This window comes from Henriciella marina (assembly GCF_027213945.1).
In the GTDB taxonomy this organism is placed as follows: Bacteria; Pseudomonadota; Alphaproteobacteria; order Caulobacterales; family Hyphomonadaceae; genus Henriciella; species Henriciella marina_A.
On sequence record NZ_JAPWGW010000002.1, the window covers coordinates 239161 to 259665 of the forward strand.

Consider the following 20505-nt stretch of genomic DNA (forward strand, 5'->3'; position numbering starts at 1 on the left):
GGCCCCGATCAGTTGATAGCGGATCCGAAACAGCGCGTCCGCTAGACGTCGAGAAAACTTTTCCCGATGTTCAGTGCCAACGGCAAGATGGCTGAGAGTATTCATGACTTCGGCTCTCGCGCTAACCGGCTCTGGCAAGCTGATGCTTGGGCAGTGTGACCTCGACTTGTCGGGTCATCATTCCAAAAAGTACTTTCACACGATCGGTATCGGTCATCTCGATGATCCGTCCGAGCCAGTCTGAGAAAGCTCCGGACATCACGCGGATGTGGTCGCCCCGCTTCAGATCATAGTCGAAAACAACCGCGCCATCCTCGCCGATGTTCGAGGAAAGTGTCTGAATGAGTTCCAGCGGCAATGCTGCCGGTTTCTCACCGAAACGGACAAGCTTTGAGACACCGACGGTGCTATTGATCGCCCGCCACCTCATACGCTCCATGTCAACGTTGACGAAGACATAGCCGGGGAACATTGGCCTCAGCACGTTCACTGACTTTCGCGACCGGCGAACAGAACGCCAGAGCTGCGGAAAGAGAGTTTCGAAACCCTGACGACCCAAGTGCGCAGCTGCTAGTCGCTCTTTGCCAGCCTGGGTCTGTACGACGAACCACGAACTATCATTCAGCATCTACAAAATCCCCCCACAATCCACGCCTTGATCAATTTCAAGTGTGTACAGAACAATCATGCCCACCCAGCAAGCGCAACCGATATTAGGCTTTTGTTTACCTTATGGGGTTGACTGTTTGATGACTCATCAAAGCCTCCGCAAAATGCATGCCGGGCAATCGCGTTATCAATTAACAGTCCATGTTCGTTGTTCTTCAGCCTCTGAAGAGCTAAAGCGTAGACGTACCGATTAGCGAAAACAGCTTCTTAATCTGCCGTCTTTTGACTGGAGTAGAGCCAACATGCTGGGTTTCTTATCGAAAACAGCAAAAAAGCCGCAATCACTCCGGCCAACCGCAGGTCCGCCGGGAAAGCGAGCTTACGCAATCGGAGACATACACGGACGGCTTGACCTGCTGGAGAATCTTCTCAGCCAGATTGAGACCGACATAAGTGAGAGCGGCGCAAGTTCGAACCACATCATTTTTCTAGGTGATCTTATCGACCGGGGTCCATCGTCGCGGGGCGTCATTGAGAAATTGCTCGACTATCGCCCTGCCAATGCCAGCTGCCACTTTATCATGGGCAATCATGAGGAGGTGCTGGTGCGGGGTTTACGCGGCGAACCCACACAACTGGATGGGTGGCTCAGACACGGTGGCGATAAAACGGCTGAAAGCTATAATGTCGATCATGCCTATTACCGGCAGCAGGGAATCAGCGCTTTGGAGCACGCACTTCTATCGGCTATTCCGGAAAGCCATATTGCTTTCATGGCTGGCTTTCTCGATCGCATTCAATTCGGCGACTATCTATTGGTTCACGCCGGCGTGCGCCCCGGCATCCCCATCAACGATCAGCAGGCTTCGGATTTGCGGTGGATAAGACGGGAATTTCTTGAAAGTAACGAATACCACGGCATGGTCATCATCCATGGTCATTCCGTCGAAACGGAAATCGCTTTTCATCCCAACCGGATAGGTCTTGACACCGGCGCCTATAGAACTGGCCGCCTAAGTGCGGTTCGCCTAGAAGGAGAAGACGTTTGCTTTTTCCGGGCACATGAATAGCCTCAGCCATGCCCGCTTCGTTTGATTGTTAATTTTTTACGAATATTGACCGCGACTACGTATACAAGCATTCGTTGTCGAGATATGACAAGCTTAGGTTTCAGGAGAAGAGATATGCGTCTCATACTCAAAACAACTATGATCGCGACAGCGCTTGTCGCCGCCGCGCCTGTCGCGATGGCTCAGCAAGAGACGGCCGCAGCGGAGACTGTCAATGAGATGGGTTCCGTAACCAGCTTGTCCGGCGAGGTTGGTTCAGTTGTCGTAGTTCGGGATGGTGAACTTTATTCTCTTGCCGAAGGTGATGTCCTGATTGAAGGTGATATCGTTCAGACGTTGCCGGAGTCAGCTGCCAAACCAGGCACGACTACTTTAAATGTGAGCGGTTGCGAGCAGGTCTTGCAGCCCGGTCAGCAAATCGTTGTCAACGCAGCCTTTTGCAACACAACGCCCGTGGCACTTACTGGTGAGCAGATTACAGCGCTTGGCGGCCTTACTACAGCGCCTCCGGGTATCGGCGCAGCTGGCATCTTAGGTGGCGCCGTCGCCGCGGCGGGGGCAGCAGCAGCCGCCACGAACAATGATGACGGTAACTCGGCTAGTCCGTAATCACTTTCGAATTGCTGCGAGCAGTCAAAGCGTGCCTATTTGGCACGCTTTTTTTGTGGCGAACGCAGAAGCATCATTTGAAAGCGGCATTAAACGTTAATCAATTCGCCCAGCACATCCTTGTTTATTTGCGGTTTTCTGAAGTCTCGTTAATCGCCCCGGTAACACGAGACTAAAAGTTAACAAGCCCCGCGCAAAAACCGCAAAATTCGTAGACCAGTCTCAAACGGCCATTATGGCACAGTCTGTAGATGTTCCGTCACCAACTCAAAGAAGTGGGATGATGGATATGAGAAACAGATTTTCAAAACGCCTTACGATGATGAGCTCACTCTGCACATCGTCGCTTCTGGCGGGCTGCATGACCGTCGCCCCCCTAGAGCCGGTGAAGAACGCACCTCTCGAATACCGCGGCGACAATACCGTAGCCGTCGAATTCGTTTCCCCGATGCTTGTCGGCGCACGATGCGCACAACGTGGCGCACATATATTTGGCGTTCCGCAAATCAACTCCATGGGGTGCGGCGACGATCGGATGATTACCATGCCGAACCCTTGCCAGACGCTGACGTCTGGATGGTACGCTCGCCTTCTGTGCCACGAACTCGCACACGCGAATGGCTGGAGCCGCACGCACGAAGGCGGCAGTTTTCTGCCAGACGAATGGGCTGGGGTAGACCCGCAAGCTGTTGCCTTGTCAGAAACGACGATCAACCACTTTCGGCGCGGCGGCGCGCTGAAGCCCGCAAGTCAGTCTCCACAAGCACTGGCTCTCGCCGCCCAACGCGCGCGAGGCGATGAAAACGACGTAAACGATCAGGCTGCAGTGCAGGTCGCCGAGGTCGAAAAAGATCTGCTGACCCGCGCTGAAGCGGACGCTTCGGAATCGAGCTCATCCATAGTGCTCGCCAGCGTGTCGAACGAAGTTGAAGCTGTTACAGCGTTCAAGCTTCAAAGCGACGGGCCGGAAAGCTCCAGCACAGCCGGAGAAGAAAAAGCTGTCGCCGAAGTGTCCCTCCTGGACGAGGATGTCACACAGAGACCAGCACTGTCGTCGCAGGTATCCGTCGCAGCTGCCGATGCACACCTTTTCAAATCCATAAGCTTCCAGCAGCTTCCAGCGAGTACTAGCTTTGTTGTAGCCCCAGAGGCCCTTCACTAAGTCGATGCTGGGTTTCTAGGCCGGACGGGTCCACGCTTTAAGGCGCCTGCGTGCCACACAACTTCGATGCAATAATCGCCGACCACCCGAGCGCTCGCTTTGTAATGCGTTCATCAAGCTTGCGTCCCTCAATCAATACATAGAATAGCTATCGTGCTAAGGGGCACATCATGCGCATTCTGATGACGGTGAACGCGGCTTGGAACATCTGGAATTTCCGAAGACCTGTAGTAGAGGCACTGCTTGCTGACGGCCACCAGGTTATTATCGCTGCACCGGTCGATAACAGCGTAGCAGATCTCGAAGCGCTAGGATGTAAATTCATACCGTTGGAGATGAACGCAAAAGGCCTCAATCCGCTCGATGGGGTCTCGATGATTGGGCAATTCAGACGGATCATTCGGTCCGCAGGAATCGAGCTCGTTCTCAGCTATACAATCAAGAACAACCTGTTCGGGGCCATTGCCGCGAAGTCGCTCAGGATCCCTTTCATACCGAACGTGACAGGCTTGGGTACGGCATTCCTTTCTGGCAGGCTTTTGCAGTTTACCGCCGAACAGCTTTATCGGACAGCCTTCAGATCCTTACCTGTCGTATTCTTTCAGAATGAAGACGATCTTGCACTGTTTCTCGAGCGAGGCCTTGTACAAATCGATCAGGCAAAGATCTTGCCCGGTTCGGGAATAGACCTTGATCGCTTTCCAGCGACGCCATTTCCAATCGGTGATGAAACTAAAAAGTTTCTGATGATATCGCGGCTTCTCCGCGACAAAGGTGTGGTGGAATATGTAGATGCCGCCCGCATGATCCGGCAGAGGCACCCGGGTACGCAATTTCAATTGCTAGGCCCTCTAGGAAGCGAAAATCGCACTTCTCTTCATTTGGATAGGGTTAAAGCCTGGGTGGACGAAGGCATTATAGACTATTTGGGCACAACAGATGATGTGCGCCCGCTCATTGAAAGAGCTTCCTGCGTTGTGCTGCCCTCCTACCGCGAAGGGGCCCCGCGCACTCTAATCGAAGCAGCCGCAATGGCACGCCCTATCATCACCACCGACGTGCCAGGATGCCGGTCGGTGTTAGAATCGGGCATTTCAGGCTATCTGTGCAAAGCGCGAAGCGCCTCCAGCCTTGTGGCCTCGATCGAGCGGTTCCTCAGTTTATCCGACGAAGCGCAGGCTCAGATGGGGCTGTCAGGCCGCGAAAAAATGGTAAGCGAATTTGACCAGGCCATCGTCGTACAAGCGTATCGATCAGCAATCGCCGGAACTGCACGAAATTGAAACCACCCTGCTCGATCGGATGTGCGTCCTGCGCAGCATTGGGAAGGCGATCTGGCCCCTACCTTGCATCGCGGTCGCTGACACAACAACGTAACCTAATCTAGCTAGACACGCCTTGGATTTAGGTTGCCTAGAAGCGTCAGTCTCGTTATCGCTCACAATTGAGCGAACATGACTTGTCTGCTTCACATTGACGATTTCTGCCTACCAGGTCGCTCCAAAGCGAGTACCTGTGCGGTAGCCATAGAGAAGCTGGTCGGACCTTGACCTCCCAGCGAAACACTTTGCGCGAAGACGTCCACTTCAGACTTTTGCGACTACTCGAAACGAACCCTGAACTGAGCCAGCGCGACTTGGCGAAGGCACTCGGCGTGAGCACCGGCGGCATACACTATGTACTTAGTGCATTGATCCAGAAAGGATTGATCAAGCTTGGCAATTTCCGCGCAGCCTCAGACAAACGACGTTTTTCCTACGTGCTAACGCCGAAAGGAATTGCGGCAAAAACTGACCTGACGAGACGCTTTCTGTCCCGCAAGCTTGCTGAGTACGAGGTTCTGAAAGCCGAAATCGACGAAATCGGTCAGGACTTTTCTGAGAGCGAGCTAGCCGCCATGAAGGCTCGGCACCGCTCCCGAAATTCGTCTTGAATTCAGATCGCCGAATTGAAACACAAATATGATTGATCCCACACCGCAGAAACGCATTCTTGTAACCGGCACAGCCGGCTTCATCGGCTTCCATTTGGCAAAGCTTCTGCTCGCTTACGGACACACTGTGCACGGCTATGATGGCCTCACTGATTATTACGACGTCACTCTCAAAGAGCGACGCCATTCGATGCTGCTTGAGCATGACCAGTTCTCCGCAACGATTGGAATGCTCGAGGACCAGGAAAAACTGGATCGGCTGATTTCCACGTTCAAACCCCAAATCATCGTTCACCTCGCTGCCCAGGCGGGCGTACGCTACAGTTTTGAGAACCCTCGCGCCTATATCAGCTCGAATGTAACTGGCACGTTCAACGTTATGGATGCCGCCCAACGCATTGGTGTCGAACATCTTCTGATGGCCTCCACCTCTTCGGTGTACGGCGCAAACGCCGAAATGCCGTTCGACGAAACCGAGAAGGCCGACATGCAGTTGACGATGTATGCCGCCACGAAGAAGGCGAATGAAAGCATGGCTCATGCTTACGCTCATCTGCATGATCTGCCGATTACGATGTTCCGGTTCTTCTCAGTTTACGGAACCTGGGGGCGACCCGACCTCGCGCTCTACAAATTTGTTGATGCGATGCTCGATGACCGCCCGATCGACATCTACAACCACGGGGAGATGTACCGCGATTTCACATATGTGGACGATCTCGTGCGCGCCATTTCTCTACTGATGGGCGCGGTTCCCGAACGGCCATCGGAGGGAAAGGTTGAACATGGGGACAGTCTCTCTCCTGTAGCCCCTTTTCGCATCGTGAACATCGGAAACTCCGAGAAAATCAGGCTACTGGACTTTATAGATGCGATCGAAAAATGCCTCGGCATGGAAGCGAAGCGAAACCTTATGGGCATGCAGCTCGGCGATGTGCCAGCTACCTGGGCCGATACATCCCTGCTCCGTCGCCTCACCGGCTACCAGCCGCAGACCGATTTCAATGAGGGGATCGCGCGTTTTGTCGCCTGGTTCCGCGACTATTATGGCAAGTAGACCCAAATGATCGGGCCTGAGTCGAAACTTGCCATCATCGGCCTCGGATATGTCGGCCTCCCCTTGGCCGTTGAATTTGGCATGAAGCGTCCGACGCTCGGATTTGACATCAACCAGAAGCGCATAGACGAACTAAATCGCGGCCATGACCGGACGTTTGAAGTTGAAGCGAGTGACCTGAAGTCAGCCACCAAGCTCAGCTTCACGAGCGCGCTTGATGAAATTCGTGACGCCTCAGTCTTCATCGTTACGGTTCCCACACCGATCGACGCTCACAAACGCCCTGATCTGACGCCCCTACTCCGAGCATCAGAAACTGTCGGAAAGGTCCTGAAGCGGGGCGACATAGTCATCTATGAGAGCACCGTCTATCCAGGCGCGACTGAAGAAGATTGTGTCCCTGTGCTGGAGCATCATTCCGGCCTAAGGTTTAATGAGGATTTCTTCTGTGGTTATAGCCCAGAGCGGATCAATCCGGGCGACAAGGAACATCGCCTGACCACGATCACGAAGGTCACCTCGGGCTCGACGCCCGCAGTAGCCGACGCTGTAGATGCCCTCTATGCCTCCATTGTCACCGCAGGCACGCACAAGGCCGAATCGATCCGTGTCGCCGAAGCGGCGAAGGTCATTGAGAACACACAGCGTGATCTCAACATCGCGCTCGTCAACGAACTCGCGATGATCTTCAACCGGATGAATATAGACACCGAGGCCGTACTGAAAGCGGCCGGCACCAAATGGAACTTCCTTCCATTCCGCCCTGGGCTCGTGGGTGGCCACTGCATCGGCGTCGACCCCTACTACCTCACACACAAGGCCGAAGCTCTCGGACATCACCCGCAAATCATTCTGGCCGGCCGGCGCATCAATGATGGAATGGGAAAATACGTGGCCGCACAGCTGATCAAGGCGATGCTCCGCGCAGATCTCGCAATAAATGGCGCTCGTATCCTGATCCTTGGAATGACTTTCAAGGAAAACTGTCCGGACCTCCGCAACACGCGCGTCGTAGATGTCATCCGTGAACTTGAAGATTACGGCGCGCTGGTCGACGTTCACGACGCGTACGCTGACCCGGAGCAGGCAAAGGAAGAATACGACATAGAGCTCATTAAGGCCCTGTCGGACAACCAGTATGACGCCGTGCTGCTGGCCGTACCTCACGAGACATATCGCGACATGGGAGCAAGCACTGTCCGTAAGTTCGGGCACGCTCGATCAATATTCTTCGATCTAAAAAGCTGCTTTCCGACCAGCGACAGCCAGCTTCGCCTTTGATGACGTCGATACTTAACCGCATGCCTTCGTTGAAAAAGACATTGGCAGGACGACCAGGCCTCAAGAAAATCGTCGATAATATCGGCTGGCTTTTTCTCGACAGGATGTTGAGGCTCGTCATAGGTCTGTTTGTTGGGATTTGGGTAGCGAGATACCTTGGTCCAGAACAATACGGCATCCTCAATTATGCCCTATCGTTTGTCGCCCTCTTCGCGATTTTCGTTCAACTCGGATTACAGAGCGTGGTCGTCAGGGACTTGGTGAACCATCCAGAGGCGAGCGGCGAAACTCTTGGCTCTGCCGCCGCACTTCAGGTGATTGGGGGGCTAGTTGCTTACGGCGCACTTGTCTGGGCAGTGGTACAACTTCGAGACGATAGTAGCGTCGCCAGAGCGGCCGTCAGCATATTCGGCCTGACTTTACTCTTCAAAGCGTCGGAAACCGCCAAGTACTGGTTTGAGGCTCACGTAAATTCAAAATATGTGGTTTGGGTTTCAAACGTCGTATTTCTATTCTCCGCCATAGGCAAAATAGCGGTAATAACGCTGGGCGGAGACTTGCTGCTGTTTGTCTGGATTAACGCCCTTGATGCGATTTTCGTTGGCATGGGCATTATTACAGCCTTTTTCATTGTCAGCGGACCTTCCCGCCATTTAACGGTAAGCTGGAAACGGGTAAAAAGTCTATTTCATGATAGCTGGCCATTATTCTTGGCCGGCGCTGCCGTTATAATTTACATGAAAATAGACATCGTCATGTTATCTGAATACTCATCGGATACAGAGACAGGAATATATGCGGCGGCCACCAAGATTAGCGAAATCTGGTACTTCGTTCCGATGATAGTTATCTCTTCTATCTTCCCCGCGCTTTTGAACGCAAAGAAGAATAGTGAGGCCTTGTACTATAGGCGCCTTCAAACCTTGTTCGACGCATTGGTTTGGGTATCGATCGCATGCGCCGTCGTTCTAACTTTCTCGTCTGGTCTGGTTGTACAAACCCTTTTTGGAAATGAATACGCAAGCGCCTCGGACGTACTCTCCGCGCACATTTGGGCGGCCGTTTTCGTCTTCCTGGGGGTAGCTAGCGGCAGATGGTTCATCGCCGAAGGTCTTCAAATCCTGTCACTTTACAGGGCACTCGCCGGGGCAGCTATCAACGTGGCCCTGAACCTCTTCCTTATTCCTGAATTCGGCGCAATCGGCGCGGCTTGGGCGACAGTTCTTTCGTATGCCGTATCGGCTTTCTTGTTCGATCTTTTGCAGAAGCCTACACGCCACCTATTCAGAATGAAGCTGAAGTCTTTCGACCCGGTCGGGGCCTTTGGGCGCCTAGGGTCGTTGCGCCCTTCATGACATGCACGTGCCAATAAACTACGCAGCCTCACAATAGCGGTAATCCAGTACCAACGCCCGATGAACGCAAAGCTTATCCAGAAAATTTCACGACGCTTCGGTCAGCGCCGCTTTTCGCGCACCTCGTGGTCCCAGGAAGCAGAGGACCTGATCCTCGAGCGCTATTTCGGCGCGCGCCCGGCTGGTTTCTACGTTGATGTCGGCGCACACCACCCGTTTCGTTTTTCAAATACAGCGCTGTTCCACGCAAAGGGCTGGCGCGGCCTGAATATCGACGCACTGCCAGGGTGTATGAAGGAATTCAATCGCCATCGCCCTCACGACATCAATCTGCAGCTGGGGGTCGCCGCAGAGGAAGGCATGCTCACCTACTACAAATATGATGAGCCTGCCTTGAATGGATTCGTACGCAACGAAGAAATGTTGACACCAAATGCCGCCGGTCGTTCTTATAAGTTGATCGGTTCAGAGCAGACGCGTGTCGCCCCGCTTCAAAAAATCCTCAATGAATACCTACCAGACAGCCAAGAGATCCAGCTTCTCACCATAGATGTCGAGGGACTGGACTTTGAAGTCCTGAAGTCAAACGATTGGATCAAGTTCCGGCCCGAAGCCGTCGTGGTAGAGACAGACTGTCAAACGCTTGAAAGCCTGTTAGACGACGACTGCTATCTATTCCTGCGCGAACAGGGTTACAGGCTTTATGCCAGAACCGGAAAATCCGCTATATTTGTGAGCGACAGGTCCGCGTAGTTTCATGAACACTCCGGTTCTCTTTCTGGTCTTCAATAGGCCTGGCCCGACGCGCAGGGTCATGGATGCAATTCGCCAGGCCCGACCGCCTCGCCTGTACATCGCTGCCGATGGTCCGCGCACCAACAAAGAGGGTGAAGCAGCGCTGACGGCTGAGGTTCGAGGGATCGCAACTTCGGTTGACTGGCCTTGCGAAGTCCACACCTTTTTCAGAGATCGAAATCTCGGCTGCCGGACCGCGGTGAGCAGCGGCATAGACTGGTTCTTCGACCACGAAGAAGAAGGCATCATTCTGGAAGATGATTGCCTGCCTGCAGAGAGCTTCTTTCGTTTCTGCGAGGAGATGCTGTCTCGATATCGCCACGACGAACGCATTTGGCAGATATCCGGAACGGTTTTCTTTCCAGATGCCGTGACAGACTGCGGCGCCGACTATTTTTACTCGCGCTACGGCCCCGTATGGGGATGGGCGTCATGGCGCCGCGCTTGGTCAACTCATTACGACGTGAACTTGTCTCAATGGCAAAAAATGAGCGCCGAGAATAACCTCACGCTAGCCTATCCAAACCCGAATGAAGCGCGGTCCAAACTGAACATTGGCGAAGCTTTGTATCGGGATGGATTTGATACGTGGGATTATCAGTGGGCTATCATAAAGGCTTATAACGGTGCGCTCACAATACTCCCGGCAGCGAACATGATCGAGAATATCGGATTTGACGCTTCAGCCACCCATACCACCACCAGACCAGCCGATGCTCCAAAAAACCGCGCTTCTTTGAACGGCCCGATTGTTTCACCACCCTTCGTCCTGCGGGACTGGAAGCATGATGACTATTACGCCGACCAGAAATTCTCACGCGCCCCAAGTTACCAGTCTCGAGCATTGAGGCTGCTGAAACGTCTTATAACCGCAGGCCGGAGGACACGACATTGAAACTTAACATTGGGTGCGGGACGGACTATCGCGCCGGCTTTGTAAATGTCGATGGTAGTGACACCCTAAACAAGGTCGACAAGGTGATCGACATATCTTGCGAGAAACTTTCTGCGCATTTTGCCGAGGGCTCAGTCGAATTCATTTTGGCGAATGATATCATCGAGCACCACTTCCATTGGGAGGCTCAAGATATCCTTCGGCAGTTTTATTCCGTACTCGCCGACGGTGGCAGCGTTGAAATTCGAGTGCCTGATACTGAGTACATTATAAAGAGCTGGAGAATACCGCTCAAAAAAAAGATTGTTCTTCTTTATGGCGGCCAGGACATTCCGCAGGGCTCAGATGAAGAGATGAATTCGTCTCGAAAACAGTTCCCACAATATTTCTGCCACAAGTTTGGCTGGACTCGCGAAACGCTCTCAAAGGCGCTTCAGGACATTGGGTTTCGAGACGTTCGCACTGAGCGCGCCCAGACCAACTTTATTGCTTATGCGAAGAAATAACCGTCAGTGACGAAATCGTACAAAGTAACCTACATCACGACCGTCAATCATAATATTGGCGACGACTTCGTGCGCGAAGGATTGTCGGGCCTGGTGCGCGAAGCTTTGGCTCGTGAGCTACCGGCAGTCGAATACAAGCCGCTTCTCATTCATAAGCACTCTCCGGTCACCAACGTCTACGGCTTTGAGGCGATCCGTTCGCTCAGAGCATCAAGACTTATAGACCCCGCACTACGTACACTCGGTGCTCGCAACCGGCTTTCTGACGCAGAGTTGGTCATTCAGTCCGGTGCGCCCATTTACTGGTGCCATGAGAATGGGTCCAAATGCGAAAACAATGAGTGGTTCGATCCTCTCATCCGCAGGCGTTTCGTCCCAGATCGCAGAGACAGGAAGTTCTTCAATCTCGCGGGCGGAAGTTGTCAGCGCTACCATGACGACCCTCAAAACATACTCAACTTCCCATCGACGGCCGCATATATGCGCGAGTTCTTCGATGTGTGTGATCTAACCACGTTGAGAGACACCCACGCACAAGCGATGCTGAACGCGGTCGGTCGTGACGCCGCTGTTCTTCCATGCACGTCAATTTTCGCACGTGACGCTCTCGATATCTCGCCGGAAGATGGCGAATACATCGTTCTCAATTTCATGGAAAACGGTGGCCACTTCACATTTGGACAAGCCATCGATGCTCGCAAATGGCGCGAGAACTTCCGGCGCATATTCGTTCATTGCCTGAAACTTGGCCGCGTCGTTCTCGCCTGTCACAATCAAAAAGAGCAGGAACTTGCAAAGGAAGTCGTGCCCGAGGCCGAAACCTTCATAGTCCCGGACGATCACGTGGAGTTCATGCGGTTTTATGCCCGGGCTCGTTTTGGGATCGTCAACAGGGTGCACGCCGGGTTCATGTTGGCGTCCCTGGGTAAGCCGGTTGCAGTCATAGGCAATGACAGCCGTGCACGAATGATCTCCAACCTCAGTCTTCCTTCATACTATGTGGAAGATGTGAGCAATCCGGAGCAGATCGTTGATGATGCCGCCCAGAAAGAGCACTCCTACCGAAGTGAGATAGAGGCAATCATACAATCGGCCCGCGGCAAGTATGTGGAGCTTTTGAGAGCTTCGCTTTGATCTCAACAGTTCGCAAATTACATACGGCGCTGCAGTTCTTCGCGAAGTCAGTGCTCGATATCGTAGCGATGTCTTCTGTCAGGACTACCCGCACAAATACGGTGCTCATCGTTCAGACCGAAGCAATCGGCGATTTCGTTCTCTGGCAGTCATTCGCAAAGCAGCTGGTCGATTTCTACCGTCCCCGCCGCGTCGTCCTCGCAACCAATGCCATCGTGTCTGACCTCGCAAGTGCCACCGGCTATTTCGATGAGGTGATCGGCATCGATGTGCGTGCCATGAAGTATGGCTGGCATAAGCGCGCTCAACTCCTGCGACGCATCCGCCGCCTAGGGCCCTCCATAGCAATTCAGCCAACTTACTCGCGGAGCTTCTGGGTGGGCGACTCCCTCATCAGGGCCTCTAATGCGAGGACGCGAATTGGGTCTCAAGGCGATCACCACAACATCCGCCCTTGGCAAAAGCGTGTGTCCGACCACTGGTATACCGAACTTCTTCCAGCGACCCGGAAGCCGCTGCACGAAAGCCAGAGGCATGCAGAGTTCCTGGAGCGCCTGACGGGCGTTGCGGCGAGCACAAGGATCCAGCCGTTTCCTGAAACGACTGAAACGTGCAATCACGACATTCCTCCGGAACCTTACATGGTCTTCGTTCCTGGGGCGGGCACCGGCAAGAGGATGTGGCCTGTCGAACGCTTTGCTGAAACTGCCAGGCGGCTGCATCAGGAAACGGGCCTTCGACTTGTCATATGCGGAAGCAAATCAGAAACCGAACTGGCTGAGACGCTAGGTACGTCAAGCAGGGTTCCAAGCCCCATCATCCTCGCCGGCCGCACAAGCGTGCCAGACCTTGTTGATATCATTCACCGCGCGTCCCTCGTAATCGCCAATGACAGCTCGGCCATTCACATCGCCGCGGCGACTGAGACCCCATCTGTCTGCGTCCTGGGCGGGGGACATTTTGGACGTTTCCTCCCCTACCCGTCGGGCAGCACAAATGTGGAGCCTGAGACAGCATATGCCACGATGGAGTGTTTCGGCTGTAACTGGCAATGCACGCAGCCCTATAACGGCGTGGGCCCATTTCCCTGCATCGACGCAATTTCTGTTGATGGTGTAATGGACAAAGCCATGCGCCGCCTGGATGAAACGCGCACAGAAGTTTGCAATCAGGCGCTGAAGTGAAACCCGTAAGCCTGGCCAACCCGAATAGGATAGATGGCCTCGAAGCATGTCGAGCGGTCGCTGCCATGCTCGTAATGCTGTTTCATCTTGGAGAAAGTTATTCGGGAGAACCTTTATTCGATCTATTCAAACGGGGGTATGCGGGCGTTGATCTCTTTTTTGTCATCAGCGGTTTTATTATATTTCGTACACTGAAACCGGGTTCGAGTATAAAACGCTTCGCGGCCAAGCGCTTTCTTATTATTTTCCCGCCCTATTGGGTTATTCTTTCGCTATACGTTCTAACTTTCGGGCTAGCATCAATCTTCTTGCCTGGATTTGAAAGAGACCTTTCTCCTGACCGATTAGTCGTTTCTTATTTCTTGCTTCCCTCCTATGATCACATCATTTCTATCGCTTGGACTTTATCTTGCGAGATACTCTTTTACTTAGTTGCTGGCCTTACATACTTATGTCTTGGTCCGCGATATTGCGTGGCCACGATTTTTTTGTGGGGAGCTGTAAACTGGGTGCTGGCGTTAAACGGGATTGGGCGCGGCTGGCTACCTCTATCGCCGATTTTTCTGGAATTTCTGTTTGGTATTATTGCCGCGCTCGCATACGACAAAACACAGTATCAGCATCCGATAAGAGCAGCGCTAATTGCAATCGCAGGTACAGTTTCTCTTGCCTTCTCTCTATTTCTTGGATCGGATGCCATGATCGAGAATTGGGGCCGCGTCATTATATTCGGGGTCCCGTCGGCAGCTATTGTATACGGCATATCCGGCATTCCCCTACGCCTTTCAACGGTTGTTATTCAAATGGGCGGGGCCTCTTACATCCTTTATTTGTCTCATGTACTTATATTTTTGATATTTAGACGGTTGCTGGCCTACGTCGGCGCAAACAACGAATACTTTGAGATAATTATACTGTGCATCATATCCGTCGGAACAGCTCTAATTGCTCATGTGAAGCTCGAACTACCCTATCAAGAATGGTATCGAGCTAGATTACGGCGAAGCGAAGCATTTCATCTGAAAAATCAAAACCGAAAAGTAAACGGAAATTGATTTACGTTTCTTCGAAAGTAGGGGCTCAATATGCCGCAAGAGTTTAGAGATACGACGGAACCTTTTCCGTTCGAGCCTCAACTTGTTCCACTCACACTCAAAATGATTGAGGAGTTGGCGGGCAAGGATCCTCGCAAGATTACGGTCGTAGATGTTGGGTGCGGTTACGGACGTCTGGTGAATGAACTTCGAAACAACAGCGTGGATTGTCATGGCTGCGATGTGGACGAGTTTTGGGATGGAGATTGCAGCCCGTATTTGCGCCCAATTGAAATGTCGCCCTATCGTCTTCCCTATGACGACGAGTCCGTCGACGTGGTTATTTCGAACACGATCCTGGAACACGTCCACGACCACCCCGCCCTATACAGAGAGATAAAGAGAATTCTGAAGCCTGGTGGTGTTGCAATACATACATTGCCATCCAGGTGGTTTGTCCAGCCGGGCAAATGGTATCTGCCTGTAGAACCGCATATACGCGTTCCATTTGTACACTTTTTCTGGCCTCGGCCTGCCACAAAAAAGGTGCCTTACTGGTACTTCAAGTTATGGGCGAAACTTGGATTTCGCAGCCCGTATCAGAAGGATAAGCAGCCTGACGAAGTCGCACGATCAAATGCAGAATATTGCGCCACCAGTCTCTGCTATCTACCGCACTCTACCCATGTTCGTATGAGCAGAGAAATATTTGGTAATTGCGAATATCCAACGGATTGGTTTCTTCGAAATGCTTATGGGGGCGCGGCACGCCTCTACCAAAAATTACCGTTAAAGAAAGCAACCCGGTGGATTCTAAAGCAAACCCGGATCAGCTTGATGGTTCAGCGGAAGCCGGGCTGAGTTTGAGTCATATTAACCGATAGATGACCTTCAGACGCAATAGCTGCTCTTTGCGCAATATATCCAGCAGCGCATCGCTCTTCCAGCCAATGATTTCATGAAAGTCTTTACCCTAGCCTGCTCCCACAACCGGAAGTCTCAAACGCTACACGCCCTCGAAGATTTGCATCGGCAGAAAGTCGCAGCCAATGTGGAGCTTCGGCACGTATTGGTGGACGACGCATCTGGCGACGGCACTGCCGAAGACGTCAGAGCGAATTTTCCAGAAGTTGAAGTTCTGCGAGGCTCCGGCTCAATGTATTGGGCTGGCGGCATGCGTTTCGGCTGGGAAGAATTGCTATCCGAAAGGCAGTTAGACTATCTGTTTGTCTATAATGACGATGCTCGTTTCAATCACGACGCCCTCCAGCACCTGCTCGATAACGCTCCCGAGCCCAACGTGCCCGTAGCGATCGTTGGCAGCTTCACAGACTTGGCCGGCAAGAAAACGACTTATGGCGGGCGGCGGCGTAGCTCGGCCTGGCACCCCCTGAAGTTCAGCCACCTCGTTGTCCCCGACGGCACCGTGCAGAAAGCTGATACGCTCAACATGAACGGCGCCCTCATATCACGTGGAGCGCTGGCGAAAGTCGGCTTTCTTTCAGAGTACTTTATCCATTCGAATGCAGACTTTGAATACGGTCTGAAACTGAGACGCGCCGGCGGAAGGGTCCTGGTGGCGCCCCGGCACATCGGGGAATGTGACATGAATGCTTCGAGCGACTTATCGCCGACGGACGCACCTACGCTTCGAGGGGCGCTTCGTATGCTGAATGACCCGAAACGCGAACCCGTGCGCCAGCGGCTTAATATGTATCGCGAACATGGCGGCATCTTCTGGCCAGTACTATTCGCCGTGCCCTACATCACAATCTGGCTTCAACCCCTCAGACGGCGCTTTCGCCGTAGCGACCAACCATGAGCAACCGCAGCATTTGCATTGGCATTACAGCTTACAATGCCGCTGACAGCATCGCCGCTGCGATCAATTCCGCCTTGTCACAAGACACCGAAGTGGCCGAGATCATCATTGTTGACGACTGTTCGTCGGATGAGACCGTGGCCGTCATTCAAACCTTCCACGAGCAACATGAAAAAATTCGCCTTATTTGCCATGACAGAAATCAAGGAGTCGCCGCTGCCCGAAACACAATCATCAACGCGACAACAGCCGACTTCCTGGCATTTTTCGATGACGACGATATCAGCCTCCCGGACCGCGTAAGAAGGCAGCGCGACCACATCATTGAATATGAGCTTGCGCACGCGAAAGGCGCTCCCGTCGTTTGTCACACAGCACGCACACAAATTTACCCGGACGGAACGGAGCGCATAGAACCCGCAATGGGATCAAATGCGGGCGAAGCTCCAAACGGCCAGGAGGTTCTCAGGTTCACACTTATGGGAGCGAAGCTTCGAGACGGGGCGTTCGGTGCATGCGCGACCTGCTCTCAGATGGCCCGATTGAGTACTTACCGCGAGTTGGGTGGATTTGATGCATTCTTCAGGCGTTGCGAAGATAGTGACCTAGCGCTGCGCCTTGCAAAAACTGGCGGCCATTTCACAGGCATTGGAGCACCTTTGGTAACTCAATGGATGACTGGCACATCCGAAAAGGCGCTAGACACGCTGGTCCGCTATTCAACAGCGCTCTTGCAGAAGCATCAGGATGCGTTCGAGAGTGTTTCGGAATATCAATTTTCGAGCCGGTGGCTGAGCTTGAAGTATAAATGGCTCAGCGGCCACCGATGGGCATTTCTGTTTGGTATCGCTCAATTAGCCCTGACAAACCCTGTTCGAACCTCCGGTCGCCTGCTCGCCGCATATCCTAACAGGAAAGCAAACAGCGTCTTCGGGCGGTTCGCCCGCTCACATCGCTCTAGAGGTCAATAAGCAGTTGGCAAAAGCGATCTCAAACCTCAGACAGAATCTGGTCAAAGCGGCGCGCAATCCGGCCAAGGCTGCCTCCGTGATAACGCATAAAGTGCTAGCCCCAGTTGGACACCGCGATTACCGAAAGTTCGTCGTTCTCACGCGAGATCGAACAGGCTCGAATAGACTCATTCAGGCGCTGAACTCTCATCCGAAAATTGCGTCAGACTATGAGGTGTTCGGGAAAATCTACGACAGTTCTGAACGCGAAATCCTGGACCGGACTTTCGGCCGCCAGCCATTCTACATCGCTGCCAAGGGCTTCAAGATCTTCTATTATCATCCACAAGATCGAACAGACAGCCCCATCTGGGCGATGCTGAGAGATACTGAGAACCTGCACGTCATTCAGCTGCGGCGCGAAAACCTTCTGCACGCGCTCGTGTCGTCACGTATCGCCTATCAGACAGGCGTTTATGGCATTCGGACAGACGGGGACGCGAAATTCTATAACGTTGATGCCGCTAAAGTTCGCTTTACGCCCGAAGAATTGGAAGCGGATTTCGTACGCAACAAGGAATGGGAAGATTGGGGAAAGTCTTACTTCTCCAACAACCCGTTTCTTGATGTGACTTACGAAAACACGGTGATCGACTTTGCGCGTGAAACAGCGCGTATCTCAAACTTCTTAGGCTTGGTAGCGCATAGTCCAAAGACGGACTTTCGGAAGCAGCACAATCGTTCGTTGAGAGACACGGTTGAGAATTTCGACCAACTCAAAACGTACTTTGAGGGGTCAAAGTGGGGGTCATTTTTTGATGACTGAGGCTCGCTCTGCACGCGCAATTATATATTATGCCGGCTTTCGCCACAGAACCGGGGGTGCCTACAAACACGCAGTCGAAACGGCCGAGGAACTTGCGCGAACAGGCTGGTCTGTGGAGGTTATCGCCGCAGACGATCTGCCGATATTCGCGCGTTACATACCAACTATCCTGGGCAAAATCATCAACCTTTTCGCCTCTCCTCTAGGTTTTTACTATCGTGGCCGGGTATCTGCTTTTCTATTCCGACTTTTCTGCAAAAGAGGTGCTGAACTAACGATATTTGAGGAAATTTATATCAGTTGGAACTCAAAAACGCCTTCGGTGACCATGTTGCACGCCACTTGGAGCGACAATCTACAAGGCCTTAGATATCGGGAGCGATGGCGAGACCGCTTAATAGAGAAAGAAATCTCTATTCTGAATAGAATAGAACATGAGGTTATTACGGTATCTGACGAATATCTGCAGTTCCTCCGGTCCGACATTTTTGGCGCCAAGCTTAAGAAGCGGATCTCAGTCGTGCCTCTCGCTTTAGACGTGCCCGCAGAAGCTTGGAAAAATCCGTCCACCAACGCGAGAACCGGCCTGGTGGTCACAGCGCGCCTTGAACCACGCAAGAACCTCTTCTTCCTGATTGACGTTTTTACAGAGTTTAGTCGTCGCAATCCCAACGTCACTCTTACGATCATTGGGGACGGGCCCCAAGAGAATGCGCTTAAAGAACTCGTTGCCCAGAGAGCTATTCCGGTAGTTTTTACCGGGCGTCTTAATAAGGAAAACGTATTCGCCGAACTTCAAAAACACCGTGTGTATGTCCACACCTCCACCAAAGAGTCATTCTCGTTCTCGCTCCTAGAGGCGAAGCTAAACGGCCTCGCAACTTGCGCCTTCGGCGACCTCCAAGTTCCTCGTTTATTCATTGACTATCCAGTTCTAGACTTTGAAGTTGAAAATTGGGTCTCAAACTTGGAAGACGCTCTGCTAGAGGGCCCTCTGCATCAGGTGGATGCTTCCAATTACACACCTGCGCGGATGGTAAACAACACGCTGGCACTTGCTGGCCTTGCCTCAGAATTGAACGAATGAAAAAGATTCTAATGGTGTTCGGCACTCGGCCTGAAGCTATCAAAATGGCTCCACTGGTCCGCGAAATTCGACGATATCCAGGCGATATTGATCTAAAACTTTGTGTCACCGCACAGCATCGGGACATGCTCGATCAGGTATTAGACCTTTTCAGTATTCAACCAGACTACGATCTGGATGTGATGAGCCATGGTCAATCTCTACCAGACCTTGTCGCGAACATGCTAGCGAAGCTCAACGTCGTTCTCTCGGTGGAGAAACCGGATTGTGTTATGATACATGGCGATACCGCGACAGCACTCACCGCGGCGTTAGCCGCATTTCTGAGCCAGATTCCAATTGCACATGTTGAGGCAGGCCTGCGGACGCACGACGTCCACTCTCCCTGGCCGGAGGAGTTCTCAAGAACGGTGGCGGGCATCGCGGCGGAATTGCACTTTGCTCCAACTCAATCAGCCGCAAGAAACTTAGAAATCCACCAAGGAAAACAACGCGAAATATACGTAACTGGTAATACAGGTATCGATAGTTTACTGTATGTATCGCAAACGCTTCTACCCCAAGCTTCAACTACCGCATGTTTGAAAGCTAAATATTCATTCGTCGAAAAATTTTCGCGTTTCATCTTGGTGACAAATCATAGGCGGGAGAACTTTGGAAGCCGGATGGAAGGGATATTTACCGCAATTTCGGATCTTGCAGAACAGCACCCAGACGTAGGGTTTGTCTTCCCCGTTCATAAGAATCCAAAAGTACGCGACGCAGCACGAGACGCCTTGCTCAACCTACCCAACATTCACCTGATAGATCCCGTGGAATACGTCGATTTCGTATATCTCATGAGCAAATGTTATTTGATCATAACTGACTCTGGCGGAATACAGGAAGAAGCGCCCAGCTTAGGAAAACCGGTAATCCTGACCCGAGATACCAGTGAGCGACCAGAGGCCATTGAGGCCGGTACTGTTCGCATGGTTGGGTATGACGGTGACGCACTCAAAAAAAGCGTCAACAGCCTTCTTTTATCCGAGGTGCTGTACCAGGAGATGAGCTGCATCAAGAACCCTTATGGCAACGGAACAGCCGCGCTTCGAATCGTAGATGTGCTTCGCCGAACCAACTTTGCAGAGCTTCTAAAACGTCGGATGGTAGGCCGTGGACGATAGTCTGCATAACGCAGTAGCCTTATTCCCTCC

At 52.5% G+C, this 20505-nt stretch carries 21 protein-coding genes; 20 read left to right on the plus strand and 1 reads right to left on the minus strand.

What is annotated here, in order from left to right; genetic code table 11:
- Positions 1 to 121: 121 nt before the first annotated feature.
- Entirely contained in the window at positions 122 to 628 is a 507-nt protein-coding gene (nusG, locus tag O4G74_RS07530; protein ID WP_269402022.1) for a transcription termination/antitermination protein NusG, read from the minus strand.
- A gap of 283 nt (positions 629 to 911) precedes the next feature.
- Here nusG and O4G74_RS07535 point away from each other — a divergent pair, with 283 nt between their 5' ends.
- The 20 genes from O4G74_RS07535 (at position 912) to wecB (ending at position 20475) form a co-directional block, all read left to right on the plus strand.
- Entirely contained in the window at positions 912 to 1679 is a 768-nt protein-coding gene (locus tag O4G74_RS07535) for a metallophosphoesterase (protein ID WP_269402023.1), read from the plus strand.
- Between the two features lie 114 nt (positions 1680 to 1793).
- The gene (locus tag O4G74_RS07540; RefSeq protein WP_269402024.1) at positions 1794 to 2288 is read left to right on the plus strand and encodes a hypothetical protein; all 495 of its coding nucleotides are present in this window, start codon (positions 1794 to 1796) and stop codon (positions 2286 to 2288) included.
- Positions 2289 to 2577: 289 nt separating this feature from the next.
- Positions 2578 to 3450: a hypothetical protein gene (locus O4G74_RS07545; protein WP_269402025.1), complete on the plus strand. Its 873-nt coding sequence runs from the start codon at positions 2578 to 2580 to the stop codon at positions 3448 to 3450.
- A gap of 170 nt (positions 3451 to 3620) precedes the next feature.
- Complete coding sequence (locus O4G74_RS07550) at positions 3621 to 4733, plus strand: glycosyltransferase family 4 protein (protein WP_269402026.1); 1113 nt, start codon at positions 3621 to 3623, stop codon at positions 4731 to 4733.
- A gap of 284 nt (positions 4734 to 5017) precedes the next feature.
- A complete protein-coding gene (locus O4G74_RS07555) occupies positions 5018 to 5383 on the plus strand; it encodes a MarR family EPS-associated transcriptional regulator (RefSeq protein ID WP_269402027.1) in 366 nt (121 codons plus the stop codon).
- Positions 5384 to 5411: 28 nt separating this feature from the next.
- Positions 5412 to 6440, plus strand: coding sequence for an NAD-dependent epimerase/dehydratase family protein (locus tag O4G74_RS07560; protein ID WP_269402028.1), 1029 nt, complete (start codon positions 5412 to 5414; stop codon positions 6438 to 6440).
- A 6-nt stretch (positions 6441 to 6446) separates the two neighbouring features.
- Positions 6447 to 7721 carry a Vi polysaccharide biosynthesis UDP-N-acetylglucosamine C-6 dehydrogenase TviB gene (tviB, locus tag O4G74_RS07565; RefSeq protein WP_269402029.1) on the plus strand — a complete coding sequence of 425 codons (1275 nt, stop codon included), beginning with the start codon at positions 6447 to 6449 and terminating at the stop codon, positions 7719 to 7721.
- Complete coding sequence (locus O4G74_RS07570; protein WP_269402030.1) at positions 7721 to 9076, plus strand: flippase; 1356 nt, start codon at positions 7721 to 7723, stop codon at positions 9074 to 9076. Before tviB ends, O4G74_RS07570 begins: the two co-directional genes overlap by 1 nt.
- Positions 9077 to 9136: 60 nt before the next feature.
- Positions 9137 to 9829, plus strand: coding sequence for an FkbM family methyltransferase (locus O4G74_RS07575; protein WP_269402031.1), 693 nt, complete (start codon positions 9137 to 9139; stop codon positions 9827 to 9829).
- A 61-nt stretch (positions 9830 to 9890) separates the two neighbouring features.
- Positions 9891 to 10766: a hypothetical protein gene (locus O4G74_RS07580; protein ID WP_269402032.1), complete on the plus strand. Its 876-nt coding sequence runs from the start codon at positions 9891 to 9893 to the stop codon at positions 10764 to 10766.
- A complete protein-coding gene (locus O4G74_RS07585) occupies positions 10763 to 11272 on the plus strand; it encodes a class I SAM-dependent methyltransferase (RefSeq protein ID WP_269402033.1) in 510 nt (169 codons plus the stop codon). The genes O4G74_RS07580 and O4G74_RS07585 overlap by 4 nt, the downstream gene beginning before the upstream one ends.
- 6 nt (positions 11273 to 11278) lie before the next feature.
- Complete coding sequence (locus O4G74_RS07590; RefSeq protein ID WP_269402034.1) at positions 11279 to 12406, plus strand: polysaccharide pyruvyl transferase family protein; 1128 nt, start codon at positions 11279 to 11281, stop codon at positions 12404 to 12406.
- Positions 12403 to 13590, plus strand: coding sequence for a glycosyltransferase family 9 protein (locus O4G74_RS07595; RefSeq protein ID WP_269402035.1), 1188 nt, complete (start codon positions 12403 to 12405; stop codon positions 13588 to 13590). The genes O4G74_RS07590 and O4G74_RS07595 overlap by 4 nt, the downstream gene beginning before the upstream one ends.
- Positions 13587 to 14645: an acyltransferase family protein gene (locus O4G74_RS07600; RefSeq protein WP_269402036.1), complete on the plus strand. Its 1059-nt coding sequence runs from the start codon at positions 13587 to 13589 to the stop codon at positions 14643 to 14645. The genes O4G74_RS07595 and O4G74_RS07600 overlap by 4 nt, the downstream gene beginning before the upstream one ends.
- Positions 14646 to 14675: 30 nt before the next feature.
- Positions 14676 to 15485 (plus strand): class I SAM-dependent methyltransferase, encoded by an 810-nt coding sequence (locus tag O4G74_RS07605; protein WP_269402037.1) that lies wholly within the window; start codon positions 14676 to 14678, stop codon positions 15483 to 15485.
- 97 nt (positions 15486 to 15582) lie between these two features.
- The gene (locus tag O4G74_RS07610; protein WP_269402038.1) at positions 15583 to 16446 is read left to right on the plus strand and encodes a glycosyltransferase; all 864 of its coding nucleotides are present in this window, start codon (positions 15583 to 15585) and stop codon (positions 16444 to 16446) included.
- On the plus strand, positions 16443 to 17417 hold the full coding sequence (locus O4G74_RS07615; RefSeq protein WP_269402039.1) for a glycosyltransferase family 2 protein: 975 nt from the start codon (positions 16443 to 16445) through the stop codon (positions 17415 to 17417). The genes O4G74_RS07610 and O4G74_RS07615 overlap by 4 nt, the downstream gene beginning before the upstream one ends.
- Positions 17418 to 17421: 4 nt before the next feature.
- A complete protein-coding gene (locus O4G74_RS07620; RefSeq protein ID WP_269402040.1) occupies positions 17422 to 18222 on the plus strand; it encodes a hypothetical protein in 801 nt (266 codons plus the stop codon).
- Positions 18215 to 19309 carry a glycosyltransferase family 4 protein gene (locus O4G74_RS07625; RefSeq protein WP_269402041.1) on the plus strand — a complete coding sequence of 365 codons (1095 nt, stop codon included), beginning with the start codon at positions 18215 to 18217 and terminating at the stop codon, positions 19307 to 19309. The genes O4G74_RS07620 and O4G74_RS07625 overlap by 8 nt, the downstream gene beginning before the upstream one ends.
- Positions 19306 to 20475, plus strand: coding sequence for a non-hydrolyzing UDP-N-acetylglucosamine 2-epimerase (gene wecB, locus O4G74_RS07630; protein WP_269402042.1), 1170 nt, complete (start codon positions 19306 to 19308; stop codon positions 20473 to 20475). The genes O4G74_RS07625 and wecB overlap by 4 nt, the downstream gene beginning before the upstream one ends.
- Positions 20476 to 20505 lie beyond the last annotated feature (30 nt).